This window comes from Mycobacterium sp. NGS27 (genome assembly GCF_059813005.1).
On sequence record NZ_JCALDT010000009.1, the window covers coordinates 17,982 to 35,269 of the forward strand.

The window sequence follows — 17,288 nt, forward strand, 5'->3', positions numbered from 1 at the left end:
GGTGGGTTTCCGTGGGTCGGCAGGCCCATCTAGTTATTCGCTAGAACAATTTTGACGCCCTGCCCGTCTTCACGGAGGTCGCCTGTGCGAAAGCACCCGCAATCCGCCACCAAGCACCTCTTCGTCAGCGGGGGAGTCGCTTCCTCGTTGGGCAAGGGTTTGACCGCCAGCAGCCTCGGCCAGCTACTGACGGCCCGCGGGTTGTACGTGACGATGCAGAAACTCGACCCGTACCTCAACGTCGATCCGGGCACCATGAACCCGTTTCAGCACGGCGAGGTGTTCGTCACCGAGGACGGCGCCGAAACCGACCTGGACGTCGGCCATTACGAACGATTTCTGGATCGCGACCTGTCCGGCTCGGCGAATGTGACTACGGGACAGGTCTATTCGACGGTCATCGCTAAGGAGCGGCGCGGCGAGTATCTCGGTGACACGGTCCAGGTGATCCCGCACATCACCGACGAGATCAAAGGGCGCATCATGTCGATGGCCCAGCCCGACGCCGAGGGCAACCGTCCCGACGTGGTCATCACCGAGATCGGCGGCACCGTCGGCGACATCGAGTCGCAGCCCTTCTTGGAGGCGGCGCGCCAGGTGCGTCACGACCTCGGCCGCGAGAACGTCTTCTTCCTGCACGTCTCGCTGGTGCCCTACCTGGCGCCGTCGGGTGAACTCAAGACCAAACCCACCCAGCACTCGGTTGCGGCGCTGCGCAGCATCGGTATCACCCCGGACGCGCTGATCCTGCGCTGCGACCGTGACGTTCCCGAAGCGCTGAAGAACAAGATCGCGCTGATGTGTGACGTCGACATCGACGGCGTCATCTCCACCCCGGACGCGCCGTCGATCTATGACATCCCCAAGGTGCTGCACCGCGAGGAACTCGACGCCTACGTGGTGCGCCGGCTCAACCTGCCGTTCCGCGACGTGGACTGGACCGAATGGGACGACCTGCTGCGCCGCGTGCACGAGCCGCACGAGGTCGTGCGAATCGCCTTGGTGGGCAAGTACGTTGAGCTCTCCGACGCTTATCTGTCGGTCACCGAGGCGCTGCGTGCCGGGGGGTTCAAGCACCACGCCAAGGTGGAGCTGGTCTGGGTGGCGTCCGACGACTGCGAGAGCCCGGCCGGCGCGGCGTCGGCCCTGGGCGACGTGCACGGCGTGCTGATCCCCGGCGGGTTCGGCATCCGCGGCATCGAGGGCAAGATAGGCGCCATCCACCACGCCCGCGGGCGAGGGCTGCCGGTGCTCGGCCTGTGCCTGGGTCTGCAATGCATCGTGATCGAGGCCGCCCGCTCCGCCGGTCTGGCCCAGGCCAATTCGGCGGAGTTCGACCCCGAGACGCCCGATCCCGTCATCTCCACGATGGCCGACCAGGTCGACATCGTCGCCGGCGAAGCCGACCTGGGCGGCACCATGCGGCTGGGCGCCTACCCCGCGGTGCTGGAACCGGAATCGATTGTGGCCCAGGCATACGGCGCAACCGAGGTGTCCGAGCGGCACCGCCACCGCTACGAGGTCAACAACGCCTACCGCGACAAGATCGCCGAAAGCGGCCTGAAGTTCTCCGGCACCTCTCCGGACGGTCATCTGGTGGAGTTCGTCGAGTACCCGCCGGACGTGCACCCGTTCATCGTCGGCACCCAGGCCCACCCGGAGCTCAAGAGCCGCCCCACCCGGCCGCACCCGCTGTTCGTCGCCTTCGTCGGCGCGGCCATCGACTACAAGGCGGGCGAGCTGCTGCCGGTGGAAATCCCGGAGCAGTCATCGAACGGCATCCAGCACCGGGACAGCGCGGCGCGGCCGATACCTGAGCCCGCGACCCGTGGCTGACCACGTCTTCGAGACGGCGTCGTCCGAAACGCTGTACACCGGAAAGATTTTCGCGCTGCGCAGCGACCGGGTGCGGATGCCGGGCGGCAAGGTCGTGACCCGCGAGATCGTCGAGCATTTCGGCGCGGTCGCCGTGGTCGCGATGGACGACGACGGCAACATCCCGATGGTCTACCAGTACCGGCACGCCTTCGGCCGGCGACTGTGGGAGTTGCCCGCCGGACTGCTCGATGTCGATGGCGAGGCAGCCCATCTCACCGCGGCGCGCGAGCTGATGGAGGAGGCGGGGCTCGAGGCCGCGGCCTGGACGGTGCTCGTCGACCTCGATTCCACACCGGGTTTCAGCGACGAGTCGGTGCGCGTCTATCTGGCCACCGGCCTGACTCAGGTCGAACGGCCCGACGCGCACGACGAAGAAGCCGACATGACATTGGAGTGGTACCCGCTGGCCGACGCCGCCCGCAAGGTGCTCAGCGGTGACATCGTCAATGCCATTGCGGTGGCGGGGATTCTGGCCGCCCACGCCGTGACCACCGGCTTCGCGCAGCCGCGTCCGGTGGACAGTCCGTGGCTGGACAAGCCGACGGCGTTCGTCGCGCGCAAGGCCAAGTAATGACGATGGCGGCGCTGGACACGCAGTTGCAGGGCTACCTCGACCATCTGACGATCGAGCGCGGCGTCGCCGCGAACACCCTCAGCTCGTACAGCCGCGATCTGCGTCGGTACACAAAACACCTGTCGGACCGTGGAATTCACGACCTGGCCAAGGTGGGTGAGAACGACGTCAGCGAGTTCCTGGTTGCGCTGCGCCGCGGCGATCCCGACACCGGGGCCGCCGCGCTGTCGGCGGTGTCGGCGGCGCGGGCGCTGATCGCGGTGCGCGGCCTGCACCGGTTCGCCGCCGCCGAAGGGCTGGCCGAACTCGACGTGGCGCGTGCCGTCCGGCCACCGACGCCGGGGCGGCGGCTGCCCAAAAGCCTGACCATCGACCAGGTGCTGGCGCTACTGGAGGCCGCGGGCGGCGACAGCCCGGCCGACGGTCCGCTGACCCTGCGTAACCGGGCGCTGCTGGAACTTCTGTACTCCACGGGCGCACGGATCTCCGAGGCCGTCGGCCTCGACGTCGACGACGTCGACACGCATGCCCGGTCGGTGTTGTTGCGCGGCAAGGGCGGTAAGCAGCGGCTGGTGCCGATCGGGCGTCCTGCCGTCGCCGCCCTGGACGCCTATCTGGTGCGGGGCCGTCCGGAGCTGGCGCGCCGCGGGCGCGGAACGCCGGGCATCTTCCTCAATGTGCGTGGGGGGCGGTTGTCACGGCAAAGCGCCTGGCAGGTTCTGCAGGACGCGGCCGAGCGTGCCGGCATCACCTCCGGGGTGTCGCCGCACATGCTGCGGCACTCCTTCGCCACCCACCTGCTGGAGGGCGGCGCCGACGTGCGGGTGGTGCAGGAATTGCTCGGGCACGCCTCGGTGACGACGACGCAGATCTACACCATGGTCACCGTGCACGCGCTGCGCGAAGTGTGGGCCGAGGCCCACCCCCGGGCGCATTAGCCCAGGTATTCGGACTCCAGCACCAGGTCGGACACCAGTGTCTGGTACTCGACGTGCGCCTTGTGCTCGACGGTGTTCCACTGCTTGCCCTGCTGCCGCCGCATGTACTCGCGGTACTTCGGCGCGCCCGGCACCCGGACGTTGTCGGCCACCACGATCGAGCCCGGATGCAACCACTCCCGATCCAGGATGCTGGTCAGGTCGTCCAGGTAGGCGTCCTTGTCGTGATCGAGGAACACGAAATCCAATGTGCCGGAGGCAAACCCATGCTCGTTGGCCAGCGCATCCAGGGTGCGCCCCCCGTCGCCGATGGTGCCGACCACACACGTCACCCGGTCGGCGACGCCGGCGTGCGCCCAGATCTGGCGGGCGTTACCCGCGTTGGCCTCGGCCAGTTCGACCGAGAACACCTTGGCATTGGGGGCGGCCCTAGCGATGCGCAAGGCGCCGTAGCCGCAGTAGGTGCCCAGTTCTAGCGCGAGCGACGGATCGGCGCGCCGCACGGCGGCGTCGAGCAGCAGCCCTTTCTCGTCGCCGACGTTGATCAGCAGCGATTTCTCATAGGCGAACTTGTCGATGGTGGCCAGCACGTCGCCGATGTCGCCGGCGCGGGCGTTCCGCAGGACGTACTCGACCGCGGCCGCCTCGCGCCCGTCACCGATCTGCCCGGTGGTGGTGATGTTCTGGGCGCCGGCGGCCATGCGCCAGACCGACCAACGCAGCAGAGGTATCCGTCGTTTGAGGTTCATAGACGTCACGATAGGCCGAGGGCTGGTATCGCCCTGAAGGCCCGTGCTAGCACGTTCCGGAGTCGCGTCGCCCCCGGAAATTGGTGCTGCTGTGACTGAAGTTAACAGGCTGTCGGGATGTGCGTTCCACCACCGATTTTTGCCCATATCGGCTGGTTAATTGCCTGCGGGTCGCCGGGTTTCGCGCGACGAACCCGTTAGACTTTCCGACGATGTTCACCTCCCGAACACCCCCGCCATGACCGAGCAGCCGGACAACGGCGTCGAGCTCGGCCTGACCGGGCGGCCGCCGCGGGCGATCCCGGAACCACAGCCGCGCACCTCGCACGGCCCGGCCAAAGTCGTCGCCATGTGCAACCAGAAGGGTGGCGTCGGGAAGACCACGTCCACGATCAATCTGGGTGCCGCGCTCGCCGAATACGGCCGCCGGGTGCTGCTGGTGGACATGGATCCGCAGGGCGCGCTGTCCGCCGGCCTGGGCGTCCCGCATTACGAGCTGGAGAAGACCATCCACAACGTCCTGGTCGAGCCGCGGGTGTCGATCGACGACGTGTTGCTGCAGACCCGGGTCAAGCACATGGATCTGGTGCCCAGCAACATCGACCTGTCGGCCGCCGAGATCCAGCTGGTCAACGAGGTGGGACGCGAGCAGACGCTGGGCCGCGCGCTGCACCCGGTGCTGGATCGCTACGACTACGTGTTGATCGACTGCCAGCCGTCGCTGGGGCTGCTCACGGTCAACGGCCTGGCCTGCTCCGACGGCGTGGTGATTCCGACCGAGTGCGAGTATTTCTCGCTGCGCGGGCTGGCGCTGCTGACCGACACCGTCGACAAGGTGCGCGACCGGCTCAACCCGAAACTCGAGATCAGCGGGATCCTGCTCACCCGGTACGACCCCCGCACGGTCAACTCGCGCGAGGTGATGGCCCGGGTGGTGGAGCGGTTCGGCGACCTGGTGTTCGACACGGTGATCACCCGGACCGTGCGATTCCCGGAGACCAGCGTCGCCGGCGAACCCATCACCACGTGGGCCCCGCGATCCACGGGGGCCATCGCCTACCGCGCGCTGGCCCGCGAGTTCATCGACCGATTCGGCGCGTGAACGCGACCGAAACCGGTGCGGCGCCACAGCAGAACGGCTACGGAGCTGGCTTCCACGTCCGCCTGACGAATTTCGAGGGCCCGTTCGACCTGCTGCTGCAGCTGATCTTCGCCCATCGCCTCGACGTGACCGAGGTGGCGCTGCACCAGGTCACCGACGACTTCATCGCCTACACCCGCGAAATCGGTCCGCAGCTCGAGCTGGAGGAGACCACGGCGTTTCTGGTGGTCGCCGCGACCCTCCTGGACCTGAAGGCGGCCCGGTTGCTGCCCGCCGGACGGGTCGACGACGACGAGGACCTCGCGCTGCTGGAGGTGCGCGACCTGCTGTTCGCCCGGCTGCTGCAATATCGCGCGTTCAAGCACGTTGCGGAGATGTTCGCCGAACTCGAGGCCACGGCGCTGCGCAGTTACCCGCGCTCGGTGTCGCTGGAAGACCGGTTCACCGAACTGCTGCCCGAGGTGATGATCGGCGTGGACGCCGAATGCTTCGCTCAGATCGCCGCGATCGCGTTCAGCCCGCGGCCCGTTCCGACCGTGTCGGTCGAGCACCTGCACCAGGTCCAGGTCTCGGTTCCCGAACAGGCCAAAAAGTTGCTGGCGATCCTGGAAGCGCGGGGCAGCGGCGCGTGGGCCACGTTCTCCGAGCTGGTCGCCGACTGCGAGGCGTCGATGGAGGTGGTCGGGCGCTTCCTGGCGCTGCTCGAACTGTATCGGTCCCGGGCGGTAGCATTCGACCAGTCAGAGCCGCTTGGCGTGCTCCAAATCTCGTGGACCGGGGAGCGTCCGGCCAGTGAAGCCTTGGTAGAAGTGCGAGACGAATGACTGAAGAACTGCCCGAGATCGACCTGGATTCAGGCATCCCGGACATCGCCGAGGTCGCGCCCATGGAATCCGAGGAACTCGGCTCGGTGCTCGAGGCGCTGCTGCTGGTGGTGGACACGCCGGTCACCGCGGAGGCGCTGGCGTCGGCGACCCAGCAGCCGGTCTACCGGATCGCCACCACATTGCAGGAGATGGCCGAGCAACTCACCGAACGCGACAGCGGCATCGACCTACGGAAAAACAGCGAGGGCTGGCGGATGTACACCCGCGCCCGGTTCGCGCCCTATGTCGAGAAGCTGCTGCTGGACGGGGCGCGGTCCAAGCTCACCCGGGCCGCGCTGGAGACACTGGCCGTCGTCGCCTACCGCCAGCCCGTGACCCGCGCGCGGGTGAGCGCGGTGCGCGGCGTCAACGTCGACGCCGTGATGCGCACGCTGCTGGCGCGCGGCCTGATCACCGAGGCCGGGGCCGACGACGACACCGGCGCGGTGACGTTCGCCACCACCGACCTGTTCCTCGAGCGCCTGGGGCTGACCTCGCTGGCCGACCTACCGGATATCGCGCCGCTGCTTCCCGACGTCGACACGATCGAGGACCTGTCCGAATCCCTGGACAGCGAGCCACGTTTCATCAAACTGTCCGGCGGTCAATCGTCCGACCAGGCGCTGACCTTCGACGTGGACCAGGATTGATGGAAGAAGCCCAGGGGATCCGGCTGCAAAAGGTGTTGTCCCAGGCCGGAATTGCGTCGCGGCGGGCCGCCGAGAAGATGATCATCGACGGCCGCGTCGAGGTCGACGGGCAGGTGGTGACCGAGCTGGGCACCCGGGTCGACCCCGACTCCTCGGTGATTCGCGTCGACGGCGCCCGCGTGGTGCTCGACGACTCGCAGGTGTACCTCGCCCTGAACAAGCCGCGCGGTGTGCACTCGACGATGTCCGACGACCGCGGCCGCCCGTGCATCGGCGATCTGGTCGAGCGCAAGGTTCGCGGCAACAAGAACTTGTTTCACGTCGGACGGTTGGACGCCGACACCGAGGGGCTGATCCTGCTGACCAACGACGGCGAGCTGGCGCACCGGCTGATGCACCCCTCCCACGAGGTGCCCAAGACGTATCTGGCGACGGTGACCGGGGCGGTGCCGCGCGGCCTCGGCAAGAAGCTGCGTGCCGGCATCGAATTGGACGACGGCGTGGCCAAACTCGACGAGTTCGCGGTGGTGGACGCCATCCCGGGTAAGACGCTGGTGCGGGTGACGCTGCACGAGGGGCGTAACCGCATCGTGCGCCGGCTGCTCGCGGCCGCCGGATTCCCGGTGGAGTCGTTGGTGCGCACCGACATTGGACCCGTCGCGCTGGGAAAGCAGCGACCCGGCACCATCCGGGCGCTGGCCCATCACGAGGTCGGCCAACTGTACAAGGCGGTGGGCCTGTGAGCGCAATGGTGGTCGCCATCGACGGCCCGGCGGGCACCGGAAAGTCCTCGGTGTCAAGGGGATTGGCGCAAGCACTCGGCGCGCGCTACCTGGACACCGGCGGGATGTACCGGACGGTGACGCTGGCCGTGCTGCGGGCCGGCATTGACCCCGCCGACGCCGACGCCGTCGCCCGCACGGCGGAGAGGGTGCAGATGTCGGTGGACTATCAGCCCGATGGCGACCGCTATTTCCTGTCAGGAGAAGACGTCTCGACGGAAATCCGCGGCGACCGGGTCACTGGCTCGGTGTCGGCGGTGTCCTCGGTGCCCGCCGTCCGTACCCGGCTGGTCGCCATGCAGCGCGAAATGGCCCAGGGGCCGGGCAGTGTGGTCGTCGAGGGCCGCGACATCGGCACCGTCGTCCTGCCCGATGCGCCCGTGAAGATCTTCTTGACCGCGTCGGCCGAAACCCGGGCGCGGCGGCGCAACGACCAGAACGTGGCGGCCGGCCTGGCCGACGACTACGAGGCCGTGCTGGCCGACGTCCGCCGCCGCGATCACCTGGATTCCACCCGGGCGGTGTCGCCGCTGCGGCCCGCCGAGGACGCGGTGGTCGTCGACACCAGCGAGATGACCGAGGCCGAGGTCATTTCGCACCTGCGCGACGTGGTCAAGCAGCGAAGCGGGGTCGTGCGGTGACTCAGGACGGCACGTGGAGCGACGAAAGCGACTGGGAATCCGTCGAATTCGGCCTGGACCAACCGGAGGAGGCCGGTCCGGCGCCCGTGGTGGCGGTGGTCGGCCGGCCCAACGTCGGCAAGTCGACGCTGGTCAACCGGATCCTGGGCCGCAGAGAAGCGGTGGTGCAGGACATCCCGGGCGTCACCCGCGATCGGGTGTCCTACGACGCGCTGTGGACCGGCCGCCGGTTCGTCGTGCAGGACACCGGGGGATGGGAACCCGACGCCAAGGGTTTGCAACAACTGGTGGCCGAACAGGCATCGGTGGCCATGCGCACCGCCGACGCGGTGATCCTGGTGGTCGACGCCGTCGTCGGCGCCACCGCGGCCGACGAGGCCGCCGCACGGATCCTGCTGCGGTCAGGCAAGCCGGTCTTCCTGGCGGCCAACAAGGTTGACAGCGACAAGGCCGAGGCGGACGCGGCCATGCTGTGGTCGCTGGGGCTCGGCGAGCCGCACGCCGTCAGCGCCATACACGGCCGCGGAGTGGCGGACCTGCTTGACCAGGTGCTTGCCGCGCTGCCCGAGGTGTCCGAAGTGGCGCCGACGTCCGGCGGCCCGCGCCGTGTCGCGCTGGTCGGCAAGCCGAACGTGGGCAAGAGCTCCCTGCTGAACAAGCTGGCCGGCGATCTGCGCTCGGTGGTGCACGATGTCGCCGGGACGACGGTGGACCCGGTGGACTCGTTGATCGAGCTGGGCGACAAGGTGTGGCGGTTCGTCGACACCGCGGGGTTGCGGCGCAAGGTCGGTCAGGCCAGCGGGCACGAGTTCTACGCCTCGGTGCGCACGCACTCGGCCATCGATGCTGCCGAGGTGGTGATCGTGCTGATCGACGGGTCGGAACCGCTCACCGAGCAAGATCAGCGGGTGCTGTCGATGGTCATCGAGGCCGGCCGGGCCCTGGTACTTGCTTTCAACAAGTGGGACCTGGTGGATGAAGACCGCCGCGAGCTGTTGGAGCGCGAGATCGACCGCGAACTTGTGCAGCTGCGGTGGGCGCCGCGGGTCAACATCTCCGCCAAGACCGGGCGCGCGTTGCAGAAGCTGGTGCCCGCTATGGAGACCGCGTTGGCGTCGTGGGATGCGCGGATTCCGACCGGCCCGTTGAACTCGTGGCTCAAGGAGGTGGTGGCCGCCACGCCGCCCCCGGTGCGTGGGGGCAAGCAGCCCCGCATCTTGTTCGCCACCCAGGCGACCGCCCGGCCCCCGACGTTCGTTCTGTTCACCACCGGTTTTCTGGAGGCCGGGTATCGCCGCTTCTTGGAGCGGCGGCTGCGTGAGACCTACGGGTTCGAGGGATCGCCGATCCGGATCAATGTGCGGGTGCGCGAAAAGCGGGGAGCCAAGCGGCGCTGAGCGACTCCGACCTCGTGATCGCGTGCAGCGGAGGTCGCTTGGCGGGCCGGCCGACCAGTTACGGTAGGCTTTCGACCTGCTGCCGATGCACGCATCGGCGCGCGGGCTGTGGCGCAGTTTGGTAGCGCACTTGACTGGGGGTCAAGTGGTCGCAGGTTCAAATCCTGTCAGCCCGACACACGAAATACCTGCCAGCGGCGCTCTCTCTCTTCGGCCGCGCTCGTGGTCACCAGTTGAATACAAAAACGGTATGCCTGGCGAGTAAATACCGGTCAGATTCCGGAAATTGCATATAACGGACCGAAATCGGCACACGTCTATCAATGCAGACGCGGACACGGACCCGTGAATAGGGCGTTCGTATTCCCCGGCAACGCGCGGGAACGTAATCGCGCGAAGCCGGTCAACTTCCGCTTCTACAGAGGTAGAAAGTCAAAGGGGATTGTCAGGAGCAAACCACTTGCCCGGCCGCCGGAACGGTGCACGTGAGGGTGCAACCCGTCGACCCGCCCAGGATTGCGACCAGCGTCGCGGCTACTGCCACTACTTTCAGCGTTCTCTTGGTGCTCGTCATCGGCGTACCTTTCTCGCTGGTGTTATAAACCTGTCAAATTGGATGCTATAGCCGTCACCGGCGCAGCGGAAGCATGTTTTCGGCATTGTCCACTAAAAACTTCAGCGCGGCTTTACAAAGCCGCCGACGGCCAACTCCCAAGGCCTCGCAATTTCGGGCACTCGCTTCCAGCGGGCCCAGCGACACGCTAAGCCGGCCGTCGTTAAGTCCTTGAGGCACCAGGGGATAACGCGCGTGTTTAGTCAATAAACCGTTTGTTGAGTTAAATGCCCGAGTTAGTCAGCGTGTGAGACGGAGCCCGACGCAAAGCAATCAGGCTGCCAGCGTCGCGACGGCGCTCCAAGGCAACTCGAGCGCGCCATCGCGTTCGTAAGGAACGAGCGACGCCTCGAGTGTCGAGCGGATCGTGGCGATCTGTTCACTTCCCAACGAGCCGACGAGTTCCGCCACCGGCCCGGCCACCTCCGTCACGTGCGTCCAGTAGTCTTCCACGCCGTCGAAGCGCATGGCGCCGGTGATCTCCTCGGAGAGGACATCTAAGAAGCCCGCACCGGAGGCGAGGGCGTGATTGTGCTCGGGGGTGGACAGTGAGAAGAGTCCCCCGGGAGCGAAGGCGTCCCCGGGCGGTGGGACGCCACTTTGCAACAGTGCCACCACGATCTGGAAGATCCATGGGTTGCGCTCGGGTGGCCCCCACGTCGCATAGCTGAACCGGCCGCCCTGCCGGAGCACCCGCCGGACCTCCGCGACGGCCCGCTCCTGCTCGGGCACGAGCATCATCCCGAACCGGGAAAGCACCCCGTCAACGCTGCCGTCGGGCAGGTCGATCTGCTGCACGTCGATGACGCGGCATTCGACGTTATCGAGGCCGCGATCGCTCGCGCCGCGACGGGCAGCGGCCACCATCTCGGGCGCGAAATCAGTCGAGATGAGCAGACCGGACCTACCGAGCCGGGCGGCGGCGAGGAAGCCTGTCTCACCTGGGCCCGCCGCCAGCTCCAACACCGTTTGGCCCGGCTGCGGATCGATGTGGTCGACGAGCCAATCGGACACCGATCGCACGTCGGAGAACAAGCGGTCGCGATGTTTTTCCCAGGCCGCTGCCACTGCGCTCCAGTGACGCAGGGCTTGCTCGGGCGAGTTCTGCTCAGACATGCCTGCCCCAAACTCGACAACGGCCGACCGCGGGCCGTTCGCGTCATTGCAGCCTACTGTCAACCCTGCCAGGCGTGAAGCGATGGTTGCGTTCGCCGTCAGAGCTCAGACCGGCCTACGGCTGAAAGGCGGGAAGAACAGTGCCGGAATCGCGAATCTCCCAGATGCTCTTTTTGGTCACACCGTCAAAGTTGATCTTGTTCAACGTATCCCGCGAATAGGTGAGGTCGATCGCGATCTGGGTCGAGGTGTTTCCGTACGGGTCGGTCATCGGGAAGGTGCCCTGCACGTTCACCGCGGAGGCGTCGGGATAGGTCGCTTTTGCGTACTTGAGAATCTCGATCGTGTCCAACCGGGCACCGTCTTTGATCATCTGCTCCGTGTAGTTGTCACGAATGGCGAATCGGGCGTCGACCACGCCGCCGTTCGGGCCCGGAGCAACGGTAAAGGTGACGCCCTCCGGCTTCTTGGGTCCGGCCGGCGTCGACGGCGCCTCCTGGGGCGGTGCCGGCGCTCCCTCCGCCGCCGAACCGCTCGATGGGCTCGACAGGCTGTCCTTCTTCGGATCGAAGACCCATGTTTTGCCGATGAAAACCAGGAGAACGAGGGTGCAGAGCACCGCCAGGGCCACGGCGGCCTTTCCGGAGGCGCCCTTTTTCGGCGATTCGGTCGCGAGCGTATGCGGCGCTTCGGCGTCGAACGCGTATTCGCTGGTCCAGCTGGTGCCGTCGAAGTACCGTTGCAGCCCGTGGCCTACCCCCGCGGGGTCGGGGTACCAACCCGGCGCCGATTTGGGCGGGGGCGGCGCCTGTTCAGATGGCATCTATCCATTTTCGTCGTGACGAAGGCATCGCGGCTACCCGCCTCGTTCCTCGTGGTCCGGCTCGGTGAGTTCCGGCGCGTTCTCACGAGTCGCCATTCCTCCTTCGCGCCCGTGGTCCGCCGGACCGGGTCGGCCACCTTTGGGCTCGTCGTCGCCCTTCTCCGAATGCTTGCCCATCGCAACCTCCTTCGACGAAAGGACTACCCGCAGCGGCACAATCTGAAGACCCCGAAAAGCAAACAGGAGCACGAAAAGCCACGCTGCCAACTCTAGGCTCTCGGAACGGGTGGCCGGTGGCGGGCACGACGTCCTCGGTCGGCGAGAATCACGAATGAACCCGTTAATTCTCTGAACTACCGCGCTTTCCGGAGATCGGCGAGTGAGTTTCGAAGCCCGCCGTCCAACCGGATCTGGACCGCTGCCACCGCGATCATGATCGCCGCGGTCACCAAATGCACGATCGCATCGGTGACGTTGTTGGGAAAGTTGAAAACGAAGGCCACCTGATGGGAGAAGAACGCCCAAATGCCCGGCAGCGCACCGGCTATGGCCGCCAGCAGCAGATACAACACGGACCACGACTTTCGCGTCGCGAACACCAGGCCCGGCGCGAACAGGGCTAAACCCGCGACGGCGTGCCAGCCGTTGTAGTCCATTCCGAGCAGCTGCACGGTAGGCGCGTCGGGCCCGGTCGCGAAGCTGGGATTGATGATGAAGCCGGCCACCGCCTGGGCGACATGGACAACACAGATGATCACCAGCCCGATCTGGGCGAAACTCCACCTCACATTGCACCCCCTTGTGCGCGGCAAGATGGCCCAAATACTACGTTCGGTAGTAGCGCGGTGCAATGAGGGAAGTGGCTATGCGGTGCCGTCCCGTTCGATCCAGCGGGTAAGCGCGTCTTCGAGCGCGGTCGCGACGTCCACACCGGCGCTCTCGGCGGCCTGCTCAAACCGCTCGATCAAGTCGGTGCGGACTGAGGCGCCCAATCTGGAGAACGGCGGTTTGGGCTTGGGCGGCAGGTCGACGGGCACGTGTCGAGCGACCGAGGCGTCGATGATTTCGCGGAGCGCCGGTATCTGGTTGAGCAAGGTGTCGAGATCGTCGCGTTCGATGCGCAATAACTCGGCCGGCCCCATCGTCGTTACGGTGGCCGAGCGCAATCTCCCACGGTGCAGCGCCGATTCGCCGATCACCTCGCCCGGCCCCAGCGCGGCGACGCGGTCCGAGCCGACGTACACGCCCACCTCGCCGCTGAGCAGGATGTAGCAGGAGTCGGATGGAGTTTGCTCGTGGATCAACGGCAACGGGGCCGACGTCGAAGTGCGATGAGCCGCTTCGGCGAGACGCTGTAGTTCAGCATCCGAAAACTTGCCGAATGTCTCGTACTGCCGTAACCGGCGAGCGTCTTCCTCATATCGCTTCGCGTCTGCCTTCATAGCGGACTCCTGATGTGCGATGTGCCGCTGACATCGAAGAGCGTAACGCGCGCCGAGAGGACTCGATGCGGTATTGCGAAGGCGGAAGAGCGACTGCGTCAGTTTCGACCGGGAAGCCTCATCACCGTGCGCACGATCGGCAGGAGCGACTTTTGCCAGAGTGTTCCCGGGATGCCAAGGGGCGGATCCAGATTGAACACACGTGCGGTCGCGATCGTCTGGGATTCGGTGTACTTCAGCAGGCCTTCGGGACCATGACGGCGGCCGACGCCGGACTGGCCCATCCCGCCCATCGGTGCGCTGAGGCTGCCCCATGCGAATGCGTAGCCTTCGTTGACGTTCACCGTCCCGGACCGCAACCGCGCTGCGATCTGCTGGCCCTCTGTGGAGGAACCGGCCCACACACTGGCGTTGAGCCCGTACTCGGTGTCGTTGGCCTTCTCGACGGCTTCGTCCGCGTCGGCGACGGGGTAGATCGAGACGACCGGACCGAATGTCTCGTTGGCCGCGCACTCCATTTCGGGCGTGACGTCGGTCAGGACCGTCGGCTCGTAGAACAACGGCCCGATGTCGGGCCGTGCCTTCGCGCCCGCAATCACTGTGGCGCCCTTGGCTTTCGCGTCGTTCACGTGATCGGTCACGGTTTCCAGCTGACCCGCGGAGATCAAGCTGCCCATGTCGACCGAGAAGTCATACGTGGTGCCCAGCTTCATGTTCCGCACCTGGGCGCCGAACTTGCCGATGAAATCGTCGGCGATGTCCTTCTCTACGTAAATACGCTCGATCGAGATGCACAGCTGGCCGGCGTTGGAGAAGCACGCGCGGGTGGCCGCCTTGGCGGCCTTGTCGAGATTGGCCCCGCGCGTGACGATCATCGCGTTCTTGCCGCCGAGTTGCCGAGAACCCGATGAGCCGCCGGCCCGCGTGTTCCGCGAGCTGCCTGCCCGTGGCCGTCGAACCGGTGAACATCAGGTAGTCGCAGTTGTCGATGATCGCGGTGCCGACCACCGAGCCCGGCCCCGGGACGATCGCATAGAGCGCCCGCGGCAGTCCGGCTTCATACAAGAGCTCCGCACACGCGAGGGCGCAATACGGGGTTTGGCTGTCCGGCTTGAGCACCACCGCATTACCCGCCAGCAGCGCCGGCACCGAGTCGGACGCCGTCAGCGTCATGGGGTAGTTCCACGGGGAAATCACCCCTACCACGCCCTTGGGCTGGTAACCGACCGTCGTCTTGCCGATGCCGGGAAGCAGCGCCTGCACCGTACGCGGCTTCAGCAGGTCCGCCGACACCCGCACGTAATAGTTTGCGTTCGCGATCAGGTCGACGAGTTCCTCCTGTGCCGCCCATCTGGCCTTGCCGGCCTCGGCCTGCAGGAGATCCATCAGGAATTCGCGATTCTCGAAGACCAGGTCCCGGTAGCGGCTGATGACGTCAACGCGCTCGGTGACCGGGCGATTCGCCCACGCGACCTGGGCCGCCCGCGCCTCGGCGAACGCCGCTTCGACATCTTCGGCCGTGCCGATCGGGATCGTGGTCAGCGACTTGCCGGTGAAGATCTCGTCGATCGTCTTGGTCTGGCGTGCGGTGATGTCTTTGATCGCGGCCAACTGACGCAGGCGGTCGAAGACCTCGGCTGACGGTGCGGGCATCTCATTACCTCTCGCGAAGCGCGGGTGTCTAAAGCACCAGACTATTGGCTCCGCGGAGTCACTCCTCGCCGAGGACGCAATCGATGCGCTCAGCTGCGGATTAGGCCTTTCGACAAACGGGTAGTGGCATAGCAATGCGCGACGACGACCGGTTCGAAGCGATCGCCCGAGACATGGTCCAGGGGTCATCGGGCGGGTGCTGTTTGCTTTTGGATCGCGATCTGCGGATTCGGGCGGCAAGCCGAGACTACGAGCGCGCGACGCTGCGCGCGCACGGTGAGCTTCCCGGGCAATTCCTGTTCGACGCCTTCCCGGACAATCCGAAAGACCCGCACGCCGACGGGACCGCGAACCTCGCGTCGTCGCTGGAGACGGCGATGCAGACCGGCCGCACCCACACGATGCGGATGCAGCGTTATGACATTCCCGACCCCACCGCCCCCGGCGAATTCCTGCCGAAGGTGTGGAGCCCCACCAACTCCCCGTTGCTCGATCACGGTGAGCTGGTGGGCGTCGTGCACAGGGTGAAGGAAGTCTCACGAAGCAAACAACTTCTGGACGAGGTCGCGCGCGACGTCGATCACGGTGTCGCGTGGGATCCGGCAGATCTGCTGCACACCCTCGAAGCCGTCAGCGCCGTCGAATCCGGCCTCCACCTCCGCCGCCAACAGGCGCTGGCCGCGGAGAACGCGCAACTGATGCGCGCCATCGCCACCCGGGACACGATCGGTCAGGCCAAGGGCATGCTGATGGAGCGATTCAATATCGACGCCGATCGAGCGTTCGGTCTGTTGACCAGGCTCTCGCAGCAGACCAACACTCGGGTGGAGGAGATCGCTCGCACCCTGGTTCAAACCGAGCGCCCGCCACGTTCTGGCTGAGGCGCCGGCCGCCCGATCCCGAATGACTTGCGACGCAGTGGGAATGCTCACGGTCGTTTGAGCGGCTAGCCGGTCGATCTGGCGCGTAAGAGCCGACCGATCGCCCTGCTACCCTCCTTCAATGCAGTTCAGGACAGCTGCGATCGCGCAAGCGGCGATCGTCGTCGCAGGTTGCGGCGGCGGGTCGACAGCGGCAACAACTCCGACCGTGACGTCTACGCGGGACGTCACCCAAACCGTCACGGTGACGTTGCCGCCGCCACCATTCGCCCCCAAGACGATCATCGAAACCGATGGAACGTATCGAGTAGGCACCGACATCGTGCCGGGCACCTACCGCTCGGCCGGTACCAGCCCTGAAGGTGAATCCGATTGCTATTGGGCGAGGCTGAGGAGTCTCAAACCAACCGACATCATCGATAGCGGCATCAGCACCGGTTTTCAGGTAGTGACGATTCGATCGGGTGATAGGGCATTCGTGACCCATAGCTGCCAGACCTGGCAGAAACAGTGACAACCGGTCCGAGGGCGTGAGGTTGGCACGATCATCGCGGTGCTGACCACTAACCACGTTGAGGCGCAACGGATTTTTCACCGGTGACGTGAGCGGTTTGCGGCGTAGCTGAGCCGGAGGATTCAAGTTTGCGCCTCTTAATTGACTGTGGCGAAAAGTTTCCAGTGGCTCGGCGGGCGGCTGTGCGCGAGGAGGCGGCCCGGCCACCAACGACAGCAACTGTGGTCGTGTCGGAATTCCAGCGCGGCAGTCGATTACGCATACGTTAATTCAGTTGCACGCGTGCACAATTGCGATTTGCTGGCGCGGCTTGCGGCCTCGAGCGTGTAGGTTAGAGGTGACTCGCTTGCTCCACACCGGCGCTGCAGTTGCGGCCGTCGGTCGCATGCGGAATTTTCCTGGTGGTGGCACCGGGTGCCGGGTAAAAAAACTCGGCGGGTTGCACGAGAAGTCAAGCAGCGCAGGGGAGTCACGATGGGTCGGGCTATGAAGTTTTTCACGTCTTCTTTAACGCGGCAAACTTGTCCTGCACACGACCGCGCAGCGTTCGCCGAGAGATTTTGTTTGGCGTCGCGGCGGTGTGGTAGTAGTACAGTAATCGATTACGCGAAAACTCAAGCAGCGCCGGATATTTGACACGTGCGCACCACCTAACCCTTGGAGTGTTTC

Annotated in this window: 17 protein-coding genes, 1 tRNA gene and 1 pseudogene; 12 read left to right on the forward strand and 7 right to left on the reverse strand. The window is 66.0% G+C overall.

Going from position 1 to position 17,288, the window contains the following annotated elements:
- The first annotated feature begins 84 nt into the window (after positions 1-84).
- Genes pyrG through xerD form a run of 3 tightly spaced genes read left to right on the forward strand, consistent with a single transcriptional unit; the run spans position 85 to position 3,390 of the window.
- Positions 85-1,836: a CTP synthase gene (gene pyrG / locus AC5Y30_RS21875; protein WP_499920920.1), complete on the forward strand. Its 1,752-nt coding sequence runs from the start codon at positions 85-87 to the stop codon at positions 1,834-1,836.
- Complete coding sequence (locus tag AC5Y30_RS21880; protein WP_499920922.1) at positions 1,829-2,449, forward strand: NUDIX domain-containing protein; 621 nt, start codon at positions 1,829-1,831, stop codon at positions 2,447-2,449. Before pyrG ends, AC5Y30_RS21880 begins: the two co-directional genes overlap by 8 nt.
- Before the next feature lie 5 nt (positions 2,450-2,454).
- Positions 2,455-3,390, forward strand: a complete 936-nt coding sequence (gene xerD, locus AC5Y30_RS21885) for a site-specific tyrosine recombinase XerD (protein WP_499921122.1) — start codon at positions 2,455-2,457, stop codon at positions 3,388-3,390.
- Here xerD and AC5Y30_RS21890 read toward each other — a convergent pair.
- Positions 3,387-4,139 carry an O-methyltransferase gene (locus AC5Y30_RS21890; RefSeq protein ID WP_499920924.1) on the reverse strand — a complete coding sequence of 251 codons (753 nt, stop codon included), beginning with the start codon at positions 4,137-4,139 and terminating at the stop codon, positions 3,387-3,389. The two genes, xerD and AC5Y30_RS21890, sit on opposite strands and share 4 nt — an antisense overlap.
- 238 nt (positions 4,140-4,377) lie before the next feature.
- On the opposite strand from AC5Y30_RS21890, the gene AC5Y30_RS21895 reads away from it, so the two are divergent.
- From AC5Y30_RS21895 to AC5Y30_RS21925, 7 genes are all read left to right on the forward strand, one after another.
- Positions 4,378-5,241: a ParA family protein gene (locus AC5Y30_RS21895; protein ID WP_008257550.1), complete on the forward strand. Its 864-nt coding sequence runs from the start codon at positions 4,378-4,380 to the stop codon at positions 5,239-5,241.
- A complete protein-coding gene (locus AC5Y30_RS21900) occupies positions 5,238-6,065 on the forward strand; it encodes a segregation/condensation protein A (protein WP_499920926.1) in 828 nt (275 codons plus the stop codon). Before AC5Y30_RS21895 ends, AC5Y30_RS21900 begins: the two co-directional genes overlap by 4 nt.
- Entirely contained in the window at positions 6,062-6,757 is a 696-nt protein-coding gene (scpB, locus tag AC5Y30_RS21905) for an SMC-Scp complex subunit ScpB (protein ID WP_499920928.1), read from the forward strand. Before AC5Y30_RS21900 ends, scpB begins: the two co-directional genes overlap by 4 nt.
- The gene (locus AC5Y30_RS21910) at positions 6,757-7,500 is read left to right on the forward strand and encodes a pseudouridine synthase (RefSeq protein ID WP_499920930.1); all 744 of its coding nucleotides are present in this window, start codon (positions 6,757-6,759) and stop codon (positions 7,498-7,500) included. Before scpB ends, AC5Y30_RS21910 begins: the two co-directional genes overlap by 1 nt.
- Positions 7,501-7,505: 5 nt before the next feature.
- Positions 7,506-8,180 (forward strand): (d)CMP kinase, encoded by a 675-nt coding sequence (cmk, locus tag AC5Y30_RS21915; RefSeq protein ID WP_499921123.1) that lies wholly within the window; start codon positions 7,506-7,508, stop codon positions 8,178-8,180.
- Positions 8,177-9,577, forward strand: a complete 1,401-nt coding sequence (der, locus tag AC5Y30_RS21920; protein ID WP_499920933.1) for a ribosome biogenesis GTPase Der — start codon at positions 8,177-8,179, stop codon at positions 9,575-9,577. The genes cmk and der overlap by 4 nt, the downstream gene beginning before the upstream one ends.
- A gap of 102 nt (positions 9,578-9,679) precedes the next feature.
- Positions 9,680-9,753, forward strand: a tRNA-Pro gene (locus AC5Y30_RS21925).
- 710 nt (positions 9,754-10,463) lie between these two features.
- Here the strand turns inward: AC5Y30_RS21925 and AC5Y30_RS21930 are convergent.
- From AC5Y30_RS21930 to AC5Y30_RS21955, 6 genes and pseudogenes are all read right to left on the reverse strand, one after another.
- On the reverse strand, positions 10,464-11,306 hold the full coding sequence (locus AC5Y30_RS21930; protein WP_499920935.1) for a class I SAM-dependent methyltransferase: 843 nt from the start codon (positions 11,304-11,306) through the stop codon (positions 10,464-10,466).
- 115 nt (positions 11,307-11,421) lie between these two features.
- A complete protein-coding gene (locus AC5Y30_RS21935) occupies positions 11,422-12,129 on the reverse strand; it encodes a DUF2510 domain-containing protein (protein ID WP_499920937.1) in 708 nt (235 codons plus the stop codon).
- Between the two features lie 33 nt (positions 12,130-12,162).
- Complete coding sequence (locus tag AC5Y30_RS21940) at positions 12,163-12,306, reverse strand: hypothetical protein (RefSeq protein ID WP_499920939.1); 144 nt, start codon at positions 12,304-12,306, stop codon at positions 12,163-12,165.
- Positions 12,307-12,482: 176 nt separating this feature from the next.
- Positions 12,483-12,917, reverse strand: a complete 435-nt coding sequence (locus tag AC5Y30_RS21945) for a DUF4383 domain-containing protein (protein ID WP_499920941.1) — start codon at positions 12,915-12,917, stop codon at positions 12,483-12,485.
- A gap of 75 nt (positions 12,918-12,992) precedes the next feature.
- Positions 12,993-13,571 carry a cyclic nucleotide-binding domain-containing protein gene (locus AC5Y30_RS21950; protein ID WP_499920943.1) on the reverse strand — a complete coding sequence of 193 codons (579 nt, stop codon included), beginning with the start codon at positions 13,569-13,571 and terminating at the stop codon, positions 12,993-12,995.
- A 98-nt stretch (positions 13,572-13,669) separates the two neighbouring features.
- A pseudogene (locus AC5Y30_RS21955) lies at positions 13,670-15,224 on the reverse strand (succinic semialdehyde dehydrogenase).
- Between the two features lie 134 nt (positions 15,225-15,358).
- Between AC5Y30_RS21955 and AC5Y30_RS21960 the strand changes: the two are divergent.
- Entirely contained in the window at positions 15,359-16,105 is a 747-nt protein-coding gene (locus AC5Y30_RS21960) for an ANTAR domain-containing protein (RefSeq protein ID WP_499920945.1), read from the forward strand.
- Positions 16,106-16,226: 121 nt separating this feature from the next.
- Entirely contained in the window at positions 16,227-16,619 is a 393-nt protein-coding gene (locus AC5Y30_RS21965) for an Rv1352/Rv1906c domain-containing protein (RefSeq protein WP_499920947.1), read from the forward strand.
- Positions 16,620-17,288 lie beyond the last annotated feature (669 nt).

Bases quoted from the DNA above. Each gene is read 5' to 3' on its own strand.
- xerD (WP_499921122.1), top strand. From the start codon at position 2,455: ATGGCGGCGCTGGACACGCAGTTGCAGGGCTACCTCGACCATCTGACG.
- AC5Y30_RS21890 (WP_499920924.1), bottom strand. From the start codon at position 4,139: ATGAACCTCAAACGACGGATACCTCTGCTGCGTTGGTCGGTCTGGCGC.
- AC5Y30_RS21895 (WP_008257550.1), top strand. From the start codon at position 4,378: ATGACCGAGCAGCCGGACAACGGCGTCGAGCTCGGCCTGACCGGGCGG.
- scpB (WP_499920928.1), top strand. From the start codon at position 6,062: ATGACTGAAGAACTGCCCGAGATCGACCTGGATTCAGGCATCCCGGAC.
- AC5Y30_RS21910 (WP_499920930.1), top strand. From the start codon at position 6,757: ATGGAAGAAGCCCAGGGGATCCGGCTGCAAAAGGTGTTGTCCCAGGCC.
- cmk (WP_499921123.1), top strand. From the start codon at position 7,506: ATGGTGGTCGCCATCGACGGCCCGGCGGGCACCGGAAAGTCCTCGGTG.
- AC5Y30_RS21930 (WP_499920935.1), bottom strand. From the start codon at position 11,306: ATGTCTGAGCAGAACTCGCCCGAGCAAGCCCTGCGTCACTGGAGCGCA.
- AC5Y30_RS21935 (WP_499920937.1), bottom strand. From the start codon at position 12,129: ATGCCATCTGAACAGGCGCCGCCCCCGCCCAAATCGGCGCCGGGTTGG.
- AC5Y30_RS21940 (WP_499920939.1), bottom strand. From the start codon at position 12,306: ATGGGCAAGCATTCGGAGAAGGGCGACGACGAGCCCAAAGGTGGCCGA.
- AC5Y30_RS21950 (WP_499920943.1), bottom strand. From the start codon at position 13,571: ATGAAGGCAGACGCGAAGCGATATGAGGAAGACGCTCGCCGGTTACGG.
- AC5Y30_RS21960 (WP_499920945.1), top strand. From the start codon at position 15,359: ATGCGCGACGACGACCGGTTCGAAGCGATCGCCCGAGACATGGTCCAG.
- AC5Y30_RS21965 (WP_499920947.1), top strand. From the start codon at position 16,227: ATGCAGTTCAGGACAGCTGCGATCGCGCAAGCGGCGATCGTCGTCGCA.